The 15,466-nt window shown below is 66.2% G+C and carries 14 protein-coding genes and 1 pseudogene; 12 read left to right on the top strand and 3 right to left on the bottom strand.

Features of this window, described 5'->3' with window-relative positions; genetic code table 11:
- The first annotated feature begins 92 nt into the window (after positions 1 to 92).
- The 5 genes from ACM6JT_RS03115 to purU all read left to right on the top strand — a co-directional run bounded on the left by ACM6JT_RS03115 (position 93) and on the right by purU (position 5,217).
- On the top strand, positions 93 to 2,099 hold the full coding sequence (locus ACM6JT_RS03115; protein WP_034179436.1) for a monovalent cation:proton antiporter family protein: 2,007 nt from the start codon (positions 93 to 95) through the stop codon (positions 2,097 to 2,099).
- A 77-nt stretch (positions 2,100 to 2,176) separates the two neighbouring features.
- Positions 2,177 to 2,743 carry an adenine phosphoribosyltransferase gene (locus ACM6JT_RS03110; protein ID WP_034179054.1) on the top strand — a complete coding sequence of 189 codons (567 nt, stop codon included), beginning with the start codon at positions 2,177 to 2,179 and terminating at the stop codon, positions 2,741 to 2,743.
- A gap of 40 nt (positions 2,744 to 2,783) precedes the next feature.
- The gene (locus ACM6JT_RS03105) at positions 2,784 to 3,398 is read left to right on the top strand and encodes a LysE family translocator (RefSeq protein WP_034179053.1); all 615 of its coding nucleotides are present in this window, start codon (positions 2,784 to 2,786) and stop codon (positions 3,396 to 3,398) included.
- Positions 3,399 to 3,403: 5 nt separating this feature from the next.
- Positions 3,404 to 4,258, top strand: a complete 855-nt coding sequence (locus ACM6JT_RS03100) for a DUF4743 domain-containing protein (protein WP_414855959.1) — start codon at positions 3,404 to 3,406, stop codon at positions 4,256 to 4,258.
- Between the two features lie 74 nt (positions 4,259 to 4,332).
- Positions 4,333 to 5,217: a formyltetrahydrofolate deformylase gene (purU, locus tag ACM6JT_RS03095; RefSeq protein WP_034179051.1), complete on the top strand. Its 885-nt coding sequence runs from the start codon at positions 4,333 to 4,335 to the stop codon at positions 5,215 to 5,217.
- 129 nt (positions 5,218 to 5,346) lie between these two features.
- On the opposite strand, the gene ACM6JT_RS03090 is transcribed toward purU, so the two are convergent.
- Complete coding sequence (locus ACM6JT_RS03090; protein ID WP_034179050.1) at positions 5,347 to 6,429, bottom strand: AI-2E family transporter; 1,083 nt, start codon at positions 6,427 to 6,429, stop codon at positions 5,347 to 5,349.
- Positions 6,430 to 6,680: 251 nt separating this feature from the next.
- Positions 6,681 to 9,566: an excinuclease ABC subunit UvrA gene (uvrA, locus tag ACM6JT_RS03085; RefSeq protein ID WP_034179049.1), complete on the bottom strand. Its 2,886-nt coding sequence runs from the start codon at positions 9,564 to 9,566 to the stop codon at positions 6,681 to 6,683.
- 264 nt (positions 9,567 to 9,830) lie between these two features.
- Here uvrA and ACM6JT_RS03080 point away from each other — a divergent pair, with 264 nt between their 5' ends.
- From ACM6JT_RS03080 to ACM6JT_RS03060, 5 genes are all read left to right on the top strand, one after another.
- Positions 9,831 to 11,018, top strand: coding sequence for an MFS transporter (locus ACM6JT_RS03080; RefSeq protein WP_034179048.1), 1,188 nt, complete (start codon positions 9,831 to 9,833; stop codon positions 11,016 to 11,018).
- Positions 11,019 to 11,120: 102 nt separating this feature from the next.
- Entirely contained in the window at positions 11,121 to 11,672 is a 552-nt protein-coding gene (locus ACM6JT_RS03075; RefSeq protein ID WP_414855958.1) for a single-stranded DNA-binding protein, read from the top strand.
- A 120-nt stretch (positions 11,673 to 11,792) separates the two neighbouring features.
- On the top strand, positions 11,793 to 12,344 hold the full coding sequence (gene mug / locus ACM6JT_RS03070) for a G/U mismatch-specific DNA glycosylase (protein ID WP_414855957.1): 552 nt from the start codon (positions 11,793 to 11,795) through the stop codon (positions 12,342 to 12,344).
- A complete protein-coding gene (locus tag ACM6JT_RS03065; RefSeq protein ID WP_407970884.1) occupies positions 12,331 to 12,954 on the top strand; it encodes a DNA-3-methyladenine glycosylase in 624 nt (207 codons plus the stop codon). The genes mug and ACM6JT_RS03065 overlap by 14 nt, the downstream gene beginning before the upstream one ends.
- A gap of 101 nt (positions 12,955 to 13,055) precedes the next feature.
- The gene (locus ACM6JT_RS03060) at positions 13,056 to 13,820 is read left to right on the top strand and encodes a ParA family protein (RefSeq protein WP_034179044.1); all 765 of its coding nucleotides are present in this window, start codon (positions 13,056 to 13,058) and stop codon (positions 13,818 to 13,820) included.
- A 72-nt stretch (positions 13,821 to 13,892) separates the two neighbouring features.
- On the opposite strand, the gene ACM6JT_RS03055 is transcribed toward ACM6JT_RS03060, so the two are convergent.
- On the bottom strand, positions 13,893 to 14,045 hold the full coding sequence (locus ACM6JT_RS03055) for a hypothetical protein (RefSeq protein WP_243564916.1): 153 nt from the start codon (positions 14,043 to 14,045) through the stop codon (positions 13,893 to 13,895).
- Positions 14,046 to 14,332: 287 nt separating this feature from the next.
- Between ACM6JT_RS03055 and phaP the strand changes: the two genes are divergently transcribed.
- Both phaP and ACM6JT_RS03045 read left to right on the top strand, forming a co-directional pair.
- Entirely contained in the window at positions 14,333 to 14,917 is a 585-nt protein-coding gene (phaP, locus tag ACM6JT_RS03050) for a TIGR01841 family phasin (protein WP_034179043.1), read from the top strand.
- 253 nt (positions 14,918 to 15,170) lie between these two features.
- Positions 15,171 to 15,466 (top strand): annotated as a pseudogene (locus ACM6JT_RS03045) (acetyl-CoA C-acetyltransferase); the annotation flags it as partial.

Raw genomic sequence — 15,466 nt, 5'->3', positions numbered from 1 at the left:
CCGGGCTCTCGGACTCGTCCGATGTCGCCTATCCCACGCTACGCCATCGCGCCCGCTTCGCGGTGGCCCCGACGAACGAGGACGCTTCGCCCGTGATTTCCCCGCTCGAAATGACGCTCATGCTGCTGCTGGCTTCGGTGGTGGGCGTCGTCGTATTCCGTTCGCTGAACCTCCCGCCGATGCTCGGCTACCTGACCGTCGGCATCCTGGTCGGCCCGCACGCGCTCGGGATCGCGGCGGATCTCGAGCGCGCCGAGCATCTCGCGGAATTCGGCGTGGTATTCCTGATGTTCTCGATCGGCCTCGAATTCTCGCTCGCGAAACTGAGGTCGATGCAGCGGCTCGTGTTCGGTCTCGGGCTGCTGCAGGTCGTCGCGACGCTTTTGCTCGCGCTGCTGCTCGGCGCGCTGTTCGAGCGCTGGGTGCACATCACGTGGCAGGGCGCCGTCGCGCTCGGCGGCGCGCTCGCGATGTCGTCGACGGCGATCGTGTCGAAGATGCTTGCCGAACGTCTCGAGATCGAGACCGAGCACGGCCGCAACATCTTCGGCGTGCTGCTGTTCCAGGATCTCGCGGTCGTGCCGCTGCTGATCGTGATCGCCGCGTTCGGCGCCGAATCGTCGAAGGATCTCGCGCTGACGCTCGGCGTCGCGGCGGTCAAGATCGTGATCGCGCTCACGCTGCTGCTGGTCATCGGCCAGCGCTTCATGACGCGCTGGCTCAACGTCGTCGCGCGGCGCCGCTCGCAGGAACTGTTCGTGCTGAACCTGCTGCTCGTCACGCTCGGCGCCGCGTTCATCACCGACAAGTTCGGCCTGTCGCTCGCGCTCGGCGCGTTCATCGCGGGGATGCTGATCTCCGAGACGCCGTTCCGCCATCAGGTGGAGGAGGACATCAAGCCGTTCCGCGACGTGCTGCTCGGCCTGTTCTTCGTGACGACCGGGATGCTGCTCGATCCGCGCGTGATCTGGGAGCATCCGTTGCTCGTGCTCGGCTTCTTCGTCGGGCAGATCCTGTTCAAGGGGACGATGATCGCCGGGCTCGCGCGGCTGTTCGGCGCGACGCCGGGGGTCGCGATGCGCACGGGCATCGGCCTCGCGCAGGCCGGCGAATTCGGCTTCGTGCTGCTGAACCTGATCCTCGACCGGCATCTGGTCGATTCGACGCTGCTGCAGGCGATCCTCGCGTCGATGCTGCTGTCGATGCTCGCCGCGCCGTTCCTGATCCAGAACGCCGACCGGATCGTGATGCGGCTGTCGTCGACCGAATGGATGCAGCAGTCGCTGCAGATGACGCGGATCGCGACGCAAAGCCTGAAGCAGCGCGGCCACGTGATCATCTGCGGCTACGGCCGCGCGGGCCAGAACCTGGCGCGCATGCTCGAGCAGGAAGGCATTCCGTATGTCGCGCTCGACCTCGACCCGGACCGCGTGAGCGCGGCCGCGACGGCCGGCGAATCGGTCGTGTTCGGCGACGCGGCGCGCCGCGAGTCGCTGCTCGCGGCCGGTATCCACCGCGCGGCGGCGGTCGCGATCACCTATGCGAACACGCCGTCCGCACTGCGCGTGCTGCATCACGTGCACGAGCTCGCGCCGACGCTGCCGGCGATCGTGCGCACCGTCGACGATGCCGATCTCGAGAAGCTGCTCGCGGCCGGCGCGACCGAGGTGATTCCGGAGATCGTCGAGGGCAGCCTGATGCTCGCGTCGCATACGCTGGTGCTGGTCGGCGTGCCGATGCGCAAGGTCGTGCGGCGCGTCGAGGAAATGCGCGACGAGCGCTACAGCCTGCTGCGCGGCTATTTCCGCGGCGCGGACGACGCGGACGACGACGATCACGAGCAGGTGCGGCTACAATCGGTGCCGGTCGATGCGCGCGCGGACGCGGTCGGGCGCTCGCTGGAGGAACTCGGGCTGTATGCGCTCGGGCTGGAAGTCACGGCGATCCGCCGGCACGGCATCCGTGGCGTCGAACCCGATCCGCAGACCAAGCTGCGCGCGAGCGACATCGTCGTGCTGCGCGGGCTGCCCGAGGCGCTCGCGCTCGCGGAGGAGCGGCTGTCGCGCCATCGGCGCGACCCGCCGGCCGCGGCCGCGTGAGTCGCGGTCAATAACCTGACCCGTATTTATTCGAAACGGTGCCCGATCTTCGCGCACCGTTTTTTTCGGAGAGTTTCATGCCGCATTCGTCGTCGGGCGCGCCGCTCGATCCGGTCGCCTTCATCCACAGCCAGATCCGCACGGTGCCCGACTGGCCGCAGCCGGGCGTGATGTTCCGCGACATCACGACGCTGCTGCAGAGCCCGAAGGCGCTGCGCATCCTCGTCGACCTGTTCGTCGAGCGCTATGTCGATGCGAAGCTCGACTACGTCGCGGGCCTCGACGCGCGCGGCTTCATCATCGCGCCGATCGTCGCGTACGAGCTGAGCGTCGGCTTCGTGCCGATCCGCAAGGTCGGCAAGCTGCCGTACAAGACGCGCTCGGAATCGTACGACCTCGAATACGGCAGCGCGACGGTCGAGATTCACGAGGATGCGTGCCGCCCCGGCGACCGCGTGATCATCATGGACGACCTGATCGCGACCGGCGGCACGATGATGGCGGGGCGCAACCTGCTGCAGCGGCTCGGCGCGGTGGTCGTCGAAGGCGCGGCGATCATCGACCTGCCCGATCTCGGCGGCTCGACGCTGCTGCGCAACGCGGGACTGCCCGTCTATACCGTCACCGAATTCGCCGGCCACTGAACGCCGGCCCGGCTTACTCACGTTAAACCGCGAGGTCACGATGCCCAACTTCATGCTGTTTCTCGCCACGTCGATCGCGATCACGTTCGCGCCGGGTCCCGACAACCTGCAGGTGCTCGCGCGCGGCATCTCGCAGGGCCGCGCGGCCGGCTTCGTCGCCGCGCTCGGCTTCACGGCCGGGATCCTGTTCCACACGACGCTCGCGGCGCTCGGCGTCGCGGCCGTGCTGCGTTCGTCGCCGGTCGCGTTCGAGATCCTGAAGCTCGCGGGCGCCGCGTACCTCGTGTGGATCGGCATCAAGGCGCTGCGCAGCCAGGGCCTCGCGAATGCGCACGCGCGCCCGCCGCAGCCGCTCGGCACGATCTTCCGGCAGAGCGTGATCGGCAACCTGATGAACCCGAAGGTCACACTGTTCTTCGTCGTGTTCCTGCCGCAGTTCGTCGATTCGCACGGCGCGCAGAGCGTGACGCTGCAGATGTTCGAGCTCGGCGCGCTGTTCATGCTGCAGACGGCCGCGATCTTCTCGCTGTTCGGCGTCGGCGCCGGGATGATCGGCGCATGGCTGAAGCGCCGCCCGAAGGCCGGCGTGTGGCTCGACCGGATCGCCGGCGCGACGTTCATCGCGATCGGCATCCGCGTCGCGCTGAAGGACTGACGGCGATGACGTTTCCGTGCATCGCGGCCGCGCGCCGCTTCGATCCGGCCGCGCACCTGCGTTTCGAGATCGCCGGCCAGGCGGTCGGCTGGGTGCGCCGCCAGGATGTCGCGAAGCTTGCGCGCTGGCCCGACGTGTTCGAGCTGACCGGCGAGCGCGTCGTGCTGTCGGCGCGCTACGACTCGGTCGACGCGCGCAGCATGGCGCTGGCGAGCGCGATCGGCGCGCTCGCGGCCGAAGGCGCGATTCCCGGTTGGCGCGACGAGATCTACGCGATCCGCAACCGCTTCGACGATGCGCCGCTCGCGTATATCGAGCGCGCCGCGTCGCGGTTCTTCGGCACGCAGACTTATGCGGTGCATCTGAACGGCATCGTAGAATATGCGGCTACGCCCGCCGCGGCCGTGCCGCAGATGTGGCTCGGCCGCCGCAGCGTGACCAAGGCAACCGACCCCGGCATGCTCGACAACGTCGTCGCGGGCGGCATCGGCTGGGGCCTGGGCGTTCACCAGACGCTTGCGAAAGAATGCTGGGAAGAAGCCGGCATTCCGGCCGAACTCGCGGCGCGTGCGATCGCGGGCCGCGCGGTGCAGGTGCTGTGCTCGCTGCCGGAAGGCACGCAGTCCGAACTGATCTTCGTGTACGACCTGCCGCTGCCGCACGACTTCGCGCCGCGCAACCAGGACGGCGAAGTGGCCGAGCATCTGCTGGCCGGCGTGCCCGAGGTGATCGGCTGGCTGCGCGAGGGCCGCGCGACGATGGACGCGAGCCTCGCGACGCTCGACACGCTGCTGCGCCATCGCTGGCTGACGGCGCAAGAGGCCGCAGGCATCGACGCGCTGTTCGCGCCGGCCGCGTGACGCGCGCCGCGACGCGCAGCTTGTCGGCGCGAACGGGCAATTTGACGAATACGGAAACAAAGGGAGTAGCGGTCATGCCGACCGATCACAGCTTTATCTTGAAACTGTCGTGCCCCGACCGGCACGGCATCGTCCACGCGGTCTCGGGCTTCCTGTTCGAGCGCAGCAACAACATCCTCGATTCGGCGCAGTTCGGCGACAGCCGCACCAGCGAATTCTTCATGCGCGTGCACTTCGAGCAGGACGGCAACGGCACGGATGCCGCGTCGGCGCTTGACACACTTCGCAAGGAATTCGCGCCGCTCGCCGAGCAATTCTCGATGCGCTGGGAGCTGCACGATGCGGCCGTGAAGCCGCGTGTCGTGATCATGGTGTCGAAGATCGGCCACTGCCTGAACGACCTGCTGTTCCGCTATCGCACCGGCCAGCTGCCGATCGAGATCCCGGCGATCGTGTCGAACCACAAGGAGTTCTACCAGCTCGCCGCGAGCTACAACATCCCGTTCCATCACTTCCCGCTGATCGGCGGTTCGTCCGATGCCGCGAAGGCCGCGCAGGAAGCGCGCGTGCTGGAAGTGATCGACGAGCACCAGGCCGATCTCGTCGTGCTCGCGCGCTACATGCAGATCCTGTCGCCGAACATGTGCCAGCAGCTCGCCGGGCGCGCGATCAACATCCACCATTCGTTCCTGCCGAGCTTCAAGGGCGCGAAGCCGTACTACCAGGCGTTCGACCGCGGCGTGAAGCTGATCGGCGCGACCGCGCACTACGTGACGACCGATCTCGACGAAGGCCCGATCATCGAGCAGGAAGTCGAGCGCGTCGACCACAGCATGACGCCCGACCAGTTGACCGCGATCGGCCGCGACGTCGAGTGCGTGACGCTCGCGCGCGCGGTGAAGTGGCACGTCGAGCACCGGATCGTGCTGAACGGGACGAAGACGGTCGTGTTTCGCTGATCTGAATCGGCCGGCCGCCGGTTGGCCGGCCCCCGGATCGCCGGCCGCCGGATCGCCGGCCGCCGGAAACAAAAACGCCGCGCCTCCTTTACGGGGCGCGGCGTTTTTTTGTCGCCTGAGACGCGGGTTTCAGATCAGCCGCAGCAGGTACAGCTCGCGCTTCAGGTACGCATAGAAGATCGGCGCGGCGATCACGCCCGGCAGCCCGAACGCGGCCTCCATGATCAGCATCGCGAGCAGCAGCTCCCACGCGCGCGACTCGATCTGGCCGCCGATGATCTTCGCGTTCAGGAAATATTCGAGCTTGTGGATGACGACGAGGAACACGAGCGACGCGATCGCGGTGCCCATGCTGACCGACAGCGACACGGCGACGATCAGCGTGTTCGAGATCAGGTTGCCGATCACCGGCAGCAGGCCGACGATGAACGTGACGAGCACGAGCGTCTTCGACAGCGGCAGCCGCTCGTGGAAGATCGGCAGTGCGACGAGCAGGTAGATGCCCGTGAACGTCGCGTTGATCGCCGAGATCTTGATCTGCGCGAACACGATCCGGCGGAATGCGTCGGAGAAGCGCGATACGCGCGTGACGAGCGCGGTCGACAGCGGCCGGCGCACCTTGCCATGCTCGACGCCGATCGCGATCATCGCGCCGATGATCATCCCGAACAGCACATGGCCGAAGCCGCGCGCGACGCTCTTGCCGCTCTGCTGGAGCTGGTCCATGTGCGAGTGCATCAGCAAGGCCGCCTTGGTCTTCATCTGCTCGACGTCGACCGGCAGCAGGTTCGCGATCCACGCCGGCGTGCGCGCGCGGGTTTGCTCGACGATCTGCATCAACTGGCCGAGCAGGCTCTGCAGGTTCGGCACCGTGTGCTCGAAATGCTCGATGATGCCGATCGTCAGGCCCGTGAGCCCGCCGACGATCGCGATCGCCAGCAGCACGACGGCGACCCAGCGCGCGCGCATGCTCGTCGTGTGGCGTTCGATCACGGGCGCGATCGTGTGGATCAGCTGGTAGACGAGCAGGCCGGCCAGCAGCCCGCCGAGCAGCTTGAGCTCGAGAACGAGCCACATCGTGACGATCGCGAAGAGATAGCTGCCGATCTCGAGTGCCGACAGCCTCGGCAGGCTGAAGTCGCTCGTCAGTCGCACGCTGCGCAGGTGCGGCTCGCGGCTCTGCGCATCGCGCGACTCTTGTTGCTTCTCCATCGTGGATTCCTGTCGTTCGTGTGTCATGCCGCGCAGCGCACGGCAGAGCCGGGCTCACCCGGCGCCGCACCGGATTGGTGCGGAAGGCGAACCTTACGACCGTAAAGTATAGCTGCCATTATGGTCCGCAAACGGGCCGTTTGGCGCGTGGTGTAAACGCAGAAGGGAAAACGAGGGGGGCTGCTCGCTGCGGAAGGACGCGCGCGGCCGGGCGGCCGCGCGCGGGAAGGGCCGGGAGGGCCGAAAGCGCGTCAGCCGGCCGCGACCTTGCGGGTCGAACGCTTGAGCAGCGGCGCGAGGTACTTGCCGGTGAAGCTCGCCTTCGTCTTCGCGACCTGCTCGGGCGTGCCCTGCGCGATGATCTGGCCGCCGCCGGCGCCGCCTTCGGGGCCGAGGTCGATCACCCAGTCGGCCGTCTTGATCACGTCGAGGTTGTGCTCGATGATCACGACCGTGTTGCCCTGGTCGCGCAGCCGGTGGATCACCTCGAGCAGCAGCGCGATGTCGTGGAAGTGCAGGCCGGTGGTCGGCTCGTCCAGGATGTACAGCGTGCGGCCCGTGTCGCGCTTCGACAGCTCCAGCGACAGCTTCACGCGCTGCGCCTCGCCGCCCGACAGCGTCGTGGCCGACTGGCCGAGGCGGATGTAGCCGAGGCCGACGTCGAGCAGCGTCTTCAGCTTGCGCGCGATGACCGGCACCGCGCTGAAGAACTCGTACGCATGCTCGACCGTCATGTCGAGCACTTCGCTGATGTTCTTGCCCTTGTACTGCACTTCGAGCGTTTCGCGGTTGTAGCGCTTGCCGTGGCACACGTCGCACGGCACGTAGACGTCCGGCAGGAAGTGCATCTCGACCTTCAGCACGCCGTCGCCCTGGCACGATTCGCAGCGGCCGCCCTTCACGTTGAACGAGAAGCGGCCCGGATCGTAGCCGCGCTCCTTCGAGGTCGGCACGCCCGAGAACAGCTCGCGGATCGGCGTGAACAGGCCCGTATACGTGGCCGGGTTCGAGCGCGGCGTGCGGCCGATCGGCGACTGGTCGACGTTGATCACCTTGTCGAAGTGCTCGAGACCCTCGATCGCCTCGTGCGGCGCCGGCTCGGCCGACGAGCCGTACAGGTGGCGCGCGACCGCGTGATACAGCGTGTCGTTGATCAGCGTCGACTTGCCGGAGCCCGACACGCCGGTGATGCAGGTCAGCAGGCCGACCGGCAGCTCGAGATCGACGTGCTTCAGGTTGTTGCCGTGCGCGTCGACGATGCGCAGCATCCGCTCGGCGTCGGGTGCGATCCGCTCGTCCGGATACTCGATCGTGCGCTTGCCGAGCAGGTATTGGCCCGTCAGCGACTGCGGGTTGGACTGCACCTGCTTCGGCGTGCCTTCGGCCACCACCACGCCGCCGTGCTCGCCCGCGCCGGGGCCCATGTCGACGACGTAGTCGGCCGTGCGGATCATGTCCTCGTCGTGCTCGACGACGATCACCGAGTTGCCGAGGTCGCGCAGGTGCTTGAGCGTCCCGATCAGGCGGTCGTTGTCGCGCTGGTGCAGGCCGATCGACGGTTCGTCGAGCACGTACATCACGCCCGTGAGGCCCGAGCCGATCTGCGACGCGAGCCGGATCCGCTGCGCCTCGCCGCCCGACAGCGTTTCGGCGCTGCGTTCGAGCGACAGGTAGTCGAGGCCGACGTTGTTCAGGAACGTCAGGCGCGCGACGATTTCCTTGATCACCTTGTCGGCGATCTCGCGCTTCGCGCCTTCGAGCGTCAGCCCGTCGAAATAGCCGAGCGCATCGCGCAGCGGCCAGCCGCTGATTTCATAGATGCCGCGCGCGTAGTCGCCCGTGCCGATCCGCACGTGGCGCGCCTCGCGACGCAGGCGCGTGCCTTCGCACGACGGGCACGGCTGGTTGTTCTGGTACTTCGACAGTTCCTCGCGCACCGCGACCGAATCGGTTTCGCGGTAGCGGCGCTCGAGGTTCGGGATGATCCCTTCGAACACGTGCTCGCGGATCGTCGTGCGGCCGCGCTCGTTGATGTACGAGAACGGGATCGTCTGCTTGCCCGAGCCGAACAGCAGCACCTTCCTGATCTTTTCCGGCAGATCCTCGAATGCGGCGTCGATGTCGAACTCGTAGAACGCCGCGAGGCTCTGCAACATCTGGAAGTAGAACTGGTTGCGGCGGTCCCAGCCCTTCACGGCGCCCGCGGCGAGCGACAGCGACGGGTGCGCGACGACCCGCTTCGGGTCGAAGAACGTGATCTGGCCGAGGCCGTCGCATTCCGGGCACGCGCCCATCGGGTTGTTGAACGAGAACAGGCGCGGCTCGAGCTCCTGCAGCGAGTACGAGCAGATCGGGCACGCGAACTTCGAGCTGAACAGGTGCTCGTGGTCGGTATCCATCTCGAGCGCGATCGCGCGGCCGTCGGCGAGGCGCAGCGCCGTCTCGAACGATTCGGCGAGGCGCTGCTTCATGTCCGGGCGCACCTTCAGGCGATCGACGACAACGTCGATCGTGTGCTTGTCGTTCTTCTTGAGCTTCGGCAGCGACTCGACCTCGTAGATCTTCGCGACGCCTTCGTTCGCGGTGCCGCCGCCCGAGCGCACGCGAAAGCGCACGAAACCCTGCGCCTGCATCTCCTCGAACAGCTCGACGTGCTCGCCCTTGCGGTTCGCGACGACGGGCGCGAGGATCATCAGCTTGGTTTCCTCGGGCAGCGCGAGCGCGGCGTCGACCATCTGCGACACGCTCTGCGCCTCGAGCGGGATGTCGTGATCGGGGCAGTACGGCGTGCCGACACGTGCGTACAAAAGTCGCAGGTAGTCGTGGATTTCCGTGACCGTGCCGACGGTCGAACGCGGGTTGTGGGACGTCGCCTTCTGCTCGATCGAGATCGCGGGCGACAGGCCCTCGATCAGGTCGACGTCCGGTTTCTCCATCAACTGCAGGAACTGGCGGGCATACGCGGACAGGCTTTCGACGTAGCGGCGCTGGCCCTCGGCATAAAGGGTGTCGAACGCAAGCGACGACTTGCCCGACCCTGACAACCCGGTAATCACGATCAGCTTGTGGCGCGGCAGGTCGAGATTGACGTTTTTCAGGTTGTGGGTACGTGCCCCACGGATACGGATCTGTTCCATGAACCTGGCGAAAATGGAGGGAACCAAACCTGCTACTATAACGGCTTTTCGAGACCGTCGTTCGGGGTCCCCAGCCTTTACAGCAGGTGGCAGCAAGGCGGCGCCTGCGCCGGGGAAAGCGGTCGCGCCGCGCGGTTCCGGCGGCCTGCAGGCCGCCAGCATCCTGCCCCGACGCGTCGCCCGTCAGGCCTTCCGGGCCGCCGGTCCTGATCTTCCGCCGCCCGCTGCAGGGCGGACATTCCGATCATTCGAAATTCATTCCCGATGTCCAATCCGTCCGCCACGTCTTCCCGCATGACTGCGCCCGAACTGCGCGCGACCACGTCGCTCGCGGCGATCTTCGCGCTGCGCATGCTCGGCCTGTTCATGATCATGCCGGTGTTCTCGGTCTACGCGAAAACCATCCCGGGCGGCGACAACGTGCTGCTCGTCGGCATCGCGCTCGGGGCCTACGGCGTCACGCAGTCGCTGTTCTACATTTTCTACGGCTGGGCGTCCGACAAGTTCGGCCGCAAGCCGGTGATCGCCGCGGGCCTCGTGATCTTCGCGCTCGGCAGCTTCGTCGCCGCGTTCGCGCACGACATCACGTGGATCATCGTCGGCCGCGTGATCCAGGGGATGGGCGCCGTATCGTCCGCGGTGCTCGCGTTCATCGCCGACCTGACTTCCGAGCAGAACCGTACCAAGGCGATGGCGATGGTCGGCGGCTCGATCGGCGTGTCGTTCGCGGTCGCGATCGTCGGCGCGCCGATCGTGTTCCACTGGGTCGGGATGAGCGGGCTGTTCACGATCGTCGGCGTACTGTCGATCCTCGCGATCGGCGTCGTGGTGTGGATCGTGCCCGATGCGGCGAAGCCCGTGCACGTGCCCGCGCCGTTCGCCGAGGTGCTGCACAACGTCGAGCTGCTGCGCCTGAACTTCGGCGTGCTGGTGCTGCATGCGACGCAGACGGCGCTGTTCCTCGTCGTGCCGCGCCTGCTCGTCGACGGCGGGCTGCCGGTCGCCGCGCACTGGAAGGTCTACCTGCCGGTGATGGGGCTCGCGTTCGTGATGATGGTCCCGGCGATCATCGTCGCGGAGAAACGGGGCAAGATGAAGCCGGTGCTGCTCGGCGGCATTCTGGCTATCCTGATCGGCCAATTGCTGCTGGGCAGCGCGCCGCATACCATTCTGATTGTGGCGGCGATCCTGTTCGTCTACTTCCTCGGGTTCAACATCCTGGAAGCGTCGCAGCCTTCGCTCGTGTCGAAGCTCGCGCCGGGTTCGCGCAAGGGCGCGGCCACGGGCGTCTACAACACCACGCAGTCGATCGGGCTCGCGCTCGGCGGCATCGCGGGCGGCTGGCTGCTGAAGCACGGCGGCGCGAACACCGTGTTCTACGCGTGTTCTGGGCTCGTTGCCGCGTGGCTTATAATCGCGGCCAGCATGAAAGCGCCGCCGCGCAAGGCCTGAACCTAATTTTCGGGCAGGCACCGGCAGCGTTCGCGGGCTTGCCCGGCGGGCCGCTCCGACGCATGCGCGGGCGGCCCGGCATCGAATTTACTGGAGAAACACATGGCATCCGTCAACAAGGTCATCCTCGTCGGCAATCTCGGCGCCGATCCTGAAGTCCGTTACCTGCCGAGCGGCGATGCGGTTGCGAACATCCGTCTCGCGACGACCGACCGCTACAAGGACAAGGCAAGCGGCGATTTCAAGGAAATGACCGAGTGGCATCGCGTCGCGTTCTTCGGCCGTCTGGCGGAAATCGTCAGCGAATACCTGAAGAAGGGTTCGTCGGTCTATATCGAGGGCCGCATCCGCACGCGCAAGTGGCAAGGCCAGGACGGTCAGGATCGTTACTCGACCGAAATCGTCGCCGACCAGATGCAGATGCTCGGCGGCCGCGGTGGTGCGGGCGGTGGCGGCGGCGGCGGTGACGAAGGCGGTTACGGCGGCGGCTACGGTGGTGGCGGCGGCCGCGGCGAGCAGACGGAACGCGCCGGTGGCGGCGGTGGTCGCGCCGGCGGCGCGGCGCGCGGCGGTGCTGGCGGCGGCGCGCAGAGCCGTCCGAGCGCACCGGCTGGTGGCGGCTTCGACGAGATGGACGACGATATTCCGTTCTAATCGGCAAGTCGGCATCCCGCATCACGATGGGCCCGAATGTCCGAGTCAAGCCAGCCGCTTGGCCCGGGTATTCGGGCCTTTCTTCGTTTACGTTCTTGTACGTCGCACTCCAGACGAACCGTGGCTGACGCACTCCCCGACCTCATTGCTACGCATCTCGACGTGCTGTTCTGCGGGATCAACCCCGGCATGAACGCCGCCGCGACCGGGCATCACTTCGCGGGGAGAAGCAACCGCTTCTGGCGCGTGATTCATCTCGCGGGTTTTACGCCAACGGAAATTCCTCCGCAGGACGATCGCGCAATACTCAGGTATGGCTGCGGCGTGACGGCGGTGGTGAAGCGGCCGACAGCGAGTGCCGATCAGCTTTCGCGCGCTGAATTCATCGCCGCGGCCGCGGAGTTCGAGCAGAAGGTCGCGCGTCATGGGCCGCGCTTTGTCGCGTTTCTCGGCAAGGCGGCGTACTCGGCGCTTTCGGGGCAACGCGAAGTCGCGTGGGGATTGCAGCCGGCGCGCATGCAGCGCGCGAGCGTCTGGGTGTTGCCCAATCCCAGCGGGCGAAATCTTGCGTTCGGCCTCGACGATCTGGTCGATGCGTACCGTCAGCTTTATCTGCACGCGAGGACCGCTTCCGGTCGTCGGCCGGAGAGGCAGCCGGATGCGACTCGGTAAGACGGCATCCCCGTGGCCGGGCACCGTATTGCCGCGTGCGTTTTTCGATCGCGCAGCTACCGACGTCGCGCCGCAACTGCTCAACAAGATTCTCGCGGCAGCCGACGGCCGGGCCGGCCGCATCGTCGAAGTGGAGGCCTATGCCGGCGCGATCGACCCGGCGGCGCACACCTATCGCGGCAAGACGCCGCGCAATGCGACGATGTTCGGGCCGCCCGGGCACCTGTACGTCTATTTCACATACGGCATGCACTGGTGCTGCAATTGCGTGTGCGGCCCGGACGGTACGGGAACGGGCGTGCTGATCCGTGCGCTGGAACCGCTGCAGGGGCTCGAACGGATGCGCGCGGCACGGCCGCCGCTGACCCGCGATCGCGATCTGTGCCGTGGGCCGGCGCGGCTGACCCAGGCGATGGGGATCGATGGCGCCCAGGATGGCGTCGATCTGGTTGGCGCGCGCGAAGGGTTTGCGGTCGTGGACGACGGCATCGCGCCGCCCACGGATCTGGCGGGCGGGCCGCGCATCGGCATTCGCGTCGGCAAGGATTTCCCGTGGCGGTGGAGCGTGCCCGGCAACCGATATGTGTCGGGGGCGCTGCCGCGCATCTGATGCGTGCCGCCCACAATCGCGCGCAATTCGATCTGCGTCACGCTGCCGCCATTATTGACCGGCTAAGCTGATCCTTTCGACGTTTCGATCGAGGAGACACCATGCGGCGGGTCGTATTCAACCAGAAGGGCGGCGTGGGCAAATCGACGATCGTCTGCAACCTGGCGGCGATCAGCGCGAGCGAAGGGCTGCGCACGCTCGTCATCGATCTCGATGCGCAGGCGAACTCCACGCGCTACCTGCTCGGCGACGCTGCGGCCGATGCGCAACCGGGTGTCGCCGGCTTCTTCGAAACCGCGCTGACCTTCAACTTCCGTCCGGTCGACGTCGCGTCGTTCATTCATCCGACCCCGTTCGAAGGGCTCGACGTGATGCCCGCGCATCCGGACCTCGACACGCTGCACGGCAAGCTCGAATCGCGCTACAAGATCTACAAGCTGCGCGACGCGCTGAACGAGCTCGACACCTACGACGCCGTGTACATCGACACGCCCCCCGCGTTGAATTTCTATACGCGCTCGGCGCTGATCGCGGTCGAGCGCTGCCTGATCCCGTTCGATTGCGACGACTTCTCGCGCCGCGCGCTGTACACGCTGCTCGAGAACGTGAAGGAAATCCAGCAGGACCACAATGCGGCGCTCGAGGTGGAAGGAATCGTCATCAACCAGTTCCAGCCGCGCGCGAGCTTGCCGCAACGGCTGGTCGACGAACTCGTCGACGAAGGGCTGCCGGTGCTCGCGTCGAGGCTGTCGGCGTCGGTGAAGATCCGCGAATCGCATCAGCAGTCCAAGCCGGTGATCCATCTCGAACCCGGGCACAAGCTCGCGCAGGAATTCCGCGCACTGCATCGAGAACTGGCCGGCTGATTTTCCGCACGCCGGCGCCGGCCGCGGCCGTTTCATACGGCCGCGCCAGTTTTTTCCATTGCGACCCGCAATTCATCCGATCGTTGATTTTGTCATTAATAATCCCGGAAACGATTTCATAATAAATCCGGAAAAATCGATTACATAAGTGCCTGCTCCATTTTCAATGATCGCCGGTTTTCTAATAAACGGAATAGTGAATTGGTAAATGTTGAGCAAGGTCACGATGCGCTATGCTGTAAAAAGGTAAAAAGAAAATGCGGGACAGAGTGCCGCGGTATTTTTTTCTCTGCGATGTCGGCGCATCGCAGGCTTGGGCGGCCGCTCGAAATGAAATAAGGGTTTACACCTAGCATTAATGCCATTTTATTGACAATTAATCGATCTAGAATGACATCCTCCAACTTCCCGTACTCAAATGAGTGGCGGGTTGTCAATAAGTAAGCCGGCTTTTGATCTGGCTTCTATTTTTCTTTACGTCGTCTCTCGCATTGCCAACAGGAGCGTGCCCGATGTCCGTATTTGCCCCCGAAAAATTCGCTGCCGATTATCAATCCGGTATCGCTGCGTGGTTCGCGATCGCCCGTCCGGCGATCAAGGGTTTCGAGGCGGTCGTCGAACTGAACCTGCAAGCGGCCCGGACGGCGCTCGAGGAATACGAAGACAAGCTGAAGAACGCCTTCAACAGCAGCAATCCGGCCGCGGGTTTCGCGCAGCAGGCGGCCGTACCGCAGGAAGCGGCCGGCAAGGTCGTGTCGTACGGCCGCCATCTGTTCGACATCGCGGTGTCGACGCAATCCGAATGGGCGAAGGTCGCGCAGGCGCAATACGAACAGAACGACAAGCGCCTGAAGGACGTGATCGGCGAACTGTCGAAGCATGCGCCGGCCGGCTCGGCACCGGTGGTGGCCGCACTGAATTCGGCGCTGTCCGCGGCGACGGCAGCGGCCGACTCCGTGCGCGCAGCGACGGGGCAGGCGATCGAAGCCGCACAGAGCAGCTTCGATGCGGTCAGCGAAACGGCCACGCGTGGCGGCAAGCAGACGGCTGCCGCCGCACGCAAGGACGCAGCGGCTGCGCGCGAATCGGCCGCGTAACGATGCAATCGCGGACGTGAGCGCGTGTCGCGCGCAGGCGCGACACGATTGATCGGCGCCCCTCCGGTTTGCCGCAAGGTGCCGGTGCATGTGCGGGCCGTGCCGGTGTGCCGCCGGCGCGTTCCGCGCTGCTCGTGGCGTGTCGGCGTGCGACCTTTGTCGCGCCGAATGGCCCGACGTGCGCCATCGCCAATTGCAGCCGGCTCGTGCCGGCGTCAGAACGACGAACTTGATTTCGAAGCAGGAACTGAACATGACGGACGTAGTGATCGTATCGGCCGCGCGGACCGCGGTCGGCAAATTCGGCGGCTCGCTTGCGAAGATTGCGGCGCCTGAGCTGGGCGCGACGGTGATCCGCGCGGTGCTGGAGCGTGCGGGCGTGAAGCCCGAGCAGGTCAGCGAAGTGATCATGGGCCAGGTGTTGACGGCCGGCTCGGGGCAGAACCCGGCGCGGCAGTCGCTGATCAAGGCCGGGCTGCCGGCGGCGGTGCCCGGGATGACGATCAACAAGGTGTGCGGCTCGGGCCTGAAGGCCGTGATGCTGGCGGT

This window comes from Burkholderia sp. IT-111MI5, from assembly GCF_949752865.1.
GTDB lineage: Bacteria > Pseudomonadota > Gammaproteobacteria > Burkholderiales > Burkholderiaceae > Burkholderia > Burkholderia pyrrocinia_C.
Note: the sequence above shows the minus strand (reverse complement) of the source record. Positions and strands in the feature narration are given on the sequence as shown.